The 2,667-nt window shown below is 77.5% G+C and carries 3 protein-coding genes and 2 pseudogenes; 1 reads left to right on the forward strand and 4 read right to left on the reverse strand.

Translation table 11 applies throughout. The features are described from left to right. Nucleotides 1-485: pseudogene (locus tag AA75_RS51735) on the reverse strand (hypothetical protein); the annotation flags it as partial. Here AA75_RS51735 and AA75_RS45375 point away from each other — a divergent pair. Beyond that, the gene (locus AA75_RS45375) at nt 373-747 is read left to right on the forward strand and encodes an NPCBM/NEW2 domain-containing protein (RefSeq protein ID WP_368666552.1); all 375 of its coding nucleotides are present in this window, start codon (nt 373-375) and stop codon (nt 745-747) included. The pseudogene AA75_RS51735 and the gene AA75_RS45375 sit on opposite strands and share 113 nt — an antisense overlap. Before the next feature lie 100 nt (nt 748-847). Here the strand turns inward: AA75_RS45375 and AA75_RS08995 are convergent, their stop codons facing one another. The 3 genes and pseudogenes from AA75_RS08995 to AA75_RS49160 all read right to left on the reverse strand — a co-directional run. Beyond that, nucleotides 848-1,579 (reverse strand): DsbA family oxidoreductase, encoded by a 732-nt coding sequence (locus tag AA75_RS08995; RefSeq protein WP_033819311.1) that lies wholly within the window; start codon nt 1,577-1,579, stop codon nt 848-850. A gap of 155 nt (nt 1,580-1,734) precedes the next feature. After that, nucleotides 1,735-2,229, reverse strand: a complete 495-nt coding sequence (locus AA75_RS09000) for a universal stress protein (RefSeq protein ID WP_051812035.1) — start codon at nt 2,227-2,229, stop codon at nt 1,735-1,737. Between the two features lie 174 nt (nt 2,230-2,403). Further along, nucleotides 2,404-2,667, reverse strand: a pseudogene (locus AA75_RS49160) (hypothetical protein); the annotation flags it as partial.

Below are 2,667 nucleotides of genomic sequence, written 5' to 3' on the forward strand. Positions count from 1 at the left end.
GCGGCGGTGTCCTCGCCGGCGCTGCCGCCGCCGGTCGCGGCGCCGGTCGGCCCGGCGCCCGACCCGACGCCGAGCCCGTCCCCCGCGCCCGTCGAGGAGACCGTGGTGCCCGCCGCCGTGCCGCGCGCGGCCGTGCCGAGGCCGAAGCCCAGTCCGTCTCCGAGCACCACTCCCCCGGCGGCACCGGTGGTGACGCCCGCACCGTCGTCGCCGGTGCCCGAGCCGCCGCCGGAGCCGCCGGTGACGCCTCCGCCGGTGCCGACCGCACCACCGCCGTCGCCCTCGCCGTCCCCGCCGGCGCCGCCGGTCTCGTTCTGGCTCGACCAGCTGCCGATCGTCGGGCGTGAGCACCGGGACCCGGCGGCCGGGCCGGTGATCCGGCGCGGTGACCCGGTGGCGCAGCGCCGGGCGGTGTGGATGCGCGGTTCGGCGCACCAGCACGCGCTGTCGGTGCGGGTGCCGTCCCAGGTGACGATCGACCTCAACCGCGGCTGCACCGCGTTCGACGCGGTGGCCGGGCTGGACGACCTGAGTGTGGGGGCCGGCTCGGTGGAGTTCCGGGTGGAGGGCGCCGACGGGCGGGCCCTGTGGCAGTCGGGCCGGGTCGGGCCGTGGGACCGCCCGGTCGCGGTGCACGCGGCGCTGGCCGGGCAGACCTCGATCCGGCTGGTCGTCACCCCGGCCTCCGGCCGGTGGCCGCTGATCGACGTCGCGGACTGGGCGGACGCCAGGTTCACCTGCAGCTGAGGGCCCGTGCTGGGCGCACCCGCACGGGCCCTCGGGCACGCCTTTCGGACCGGCGTCCGGTCCGGCCGTCCGCTCGGGCCGCCCGGACCGCCCGGACCGCTCAGACCGTGCAGGCGCCGTCCGCGCAGGCGTGCGCGTCGTGCCCGGCGGGCTCGGCGGACTCCGCGTGACGGGCGGTCCCGGACGTCCCGGCGGTCTCGGCGGTCTCGGCGGCGACCTGCTCCAGGACGCGCAGGAAGGTCTCGGCCTCCTGACCGCCCTGGACCGCCCACTTGCCCTCGAAGACGAAGGTCGGCACGGCGCTGATGCCGAGCTCGCGGGCCTCCGCCAGCTGGGCCCGGACCTCGGCCGCGCCCTCGTCGCCCGCCAGGTAGGCGGCCGCGCGGTCGCGGTCGATCCCGGCGGCGGCGGCCAGCTCGGTCAGCGCGGCGCGGTCGCCGACGTCGACGCCGTCGGCGAAGTGGGCCTTGAGCAGCAGTTCCTTCAGCTCGGACTGGACGGCGGCGCCGTACTCGCGCTCGGCGAGGTGGAGCAGGCGGTGGCCGAGGAAGGTGTTGACGTGCAGCGCGGTGTCGAAGTCGAAGTGCACACCCTCGGCCTTGCCGAGCTGGGTCACCCGGTCGTCCATCGCGACCGACTGCGGGCCGTAGCGCTCGGCCAGCCAGGCGCGGTGCGGGCTCGCGCTCTCGGGCGCGTCCGGCACCAGCTGGTACGGGCGGAAGACCACCTCGACCTCGGCCTTGCCCGCGAAGCGGTCCAGGGCCTGTTCGAAGCGGCGCTTGCCGAGGTAGCACCAGGGGCAGGCGATGTCGCTGAAAATCTCGACCTTCATCGGGGGACGGAACTCCTGTCACGGGGGGGCTGGCCGGGGCGGCCGATCGGGGTCGCCGATCCGGTGGATGAACGCTCAACCATCGGAGGACATTCCCGGACGTCCACGAACCGCCGTGGCCGGGGCCCACCGGGGCCGCCGCCCGCCGGGTGGGGTCAGCCCGCCGGCGGGGCCGGTACGACCAGCACCGGGCAGGCCGCGTGGTGCACCGCGGCCGTGCTGACCGAGCCCAGCAGCAGCCGGCTGAAGCCGCCGTTGCCCCGGGTGCCGAGCACCACGGTGTGCTGCCCGGCGGTGCAGGCGAGCACCACCTCGACCACGTTCCCGAGCACCACGTGCAGGGCCAGCTCGCCGCCGTACGGGCGCTCGCGGGCCGACTGGACGGTGGCGACGGCCCGGCGCAGCCCGTCCGCCATGCTCTCGGTGAGCCGCTCGACGCTCTCGTGCACCAGCTCGGCCATGCCGGGCGGGTAGCCGGACGGGGACGGGTTGACGACGGCGAGCACGTACAGCGGCAGCCGGAACAGTTCGGCCTCGGTCATCGCCCGGTCGAGCGCCCACAGCGAGCCGTCCGAGCCGTCGCAGGCGGCGAGGATGCCCGGGCGGGCGGCGGGGGGCGGCTCGCCGAGCACGGGGAAGGGTTCACGCACAGCGGCCTCCGGATGACGGACCACCAGCACATGATCGCCGATCGGGCCCGGCCCGGCGGCAGGGCGCGCCCGGACCGGCCGCGGCACGGCGTCGCCGTCGTGGGCGTGGGCGTGGACGCGGCCGTGGCCGTGGGCGGGGGCGTGGGCGGGGGCCCGGGCTTCAGGGCGGGTGGGTCAGGTCGGGCGGGTCAGGGCGCGCCGCTGTGCCGGGGGCAGGCCGGTCCAGCAGGAGCCGTGGCGGCGGGCCGCGACCCGGCGCAGCCACAGTTCGGTGGCGATCAGGTCGGCGAGGCCGGCCAGGGTGCCCGGTGGCAGGGCGGCCTCCGGGGTGGCGGCGCGGGCCAGCGACTCCCGGACGGCGGCGTGGTCGATCAGGCCGGCCTCGGCGAGCAGCGGGCGCTCGAACAGTTCGACCAGTGCGTCGGCGGCCTGCCGCAG

It is taken from the genome of Kitasatospora sp. MBT63 (assembly GCF_000710465.2).
Taxonomy (GTDB): domain Bacteria; phylum Actinomycetota; class Actinomycetes; order Streptomycetales; family Streptomycetaceae; genus Kitasatospora.

Coding starts and splice junctions, on each gene's coding strand:
- AA75_RS08995 (WP_033819311.1), bottom strand. CDS start 1,579: ATGAAGGTCGAGATTTTCAGCGACATCGCCTGCCCCTGGTGCTACCTC.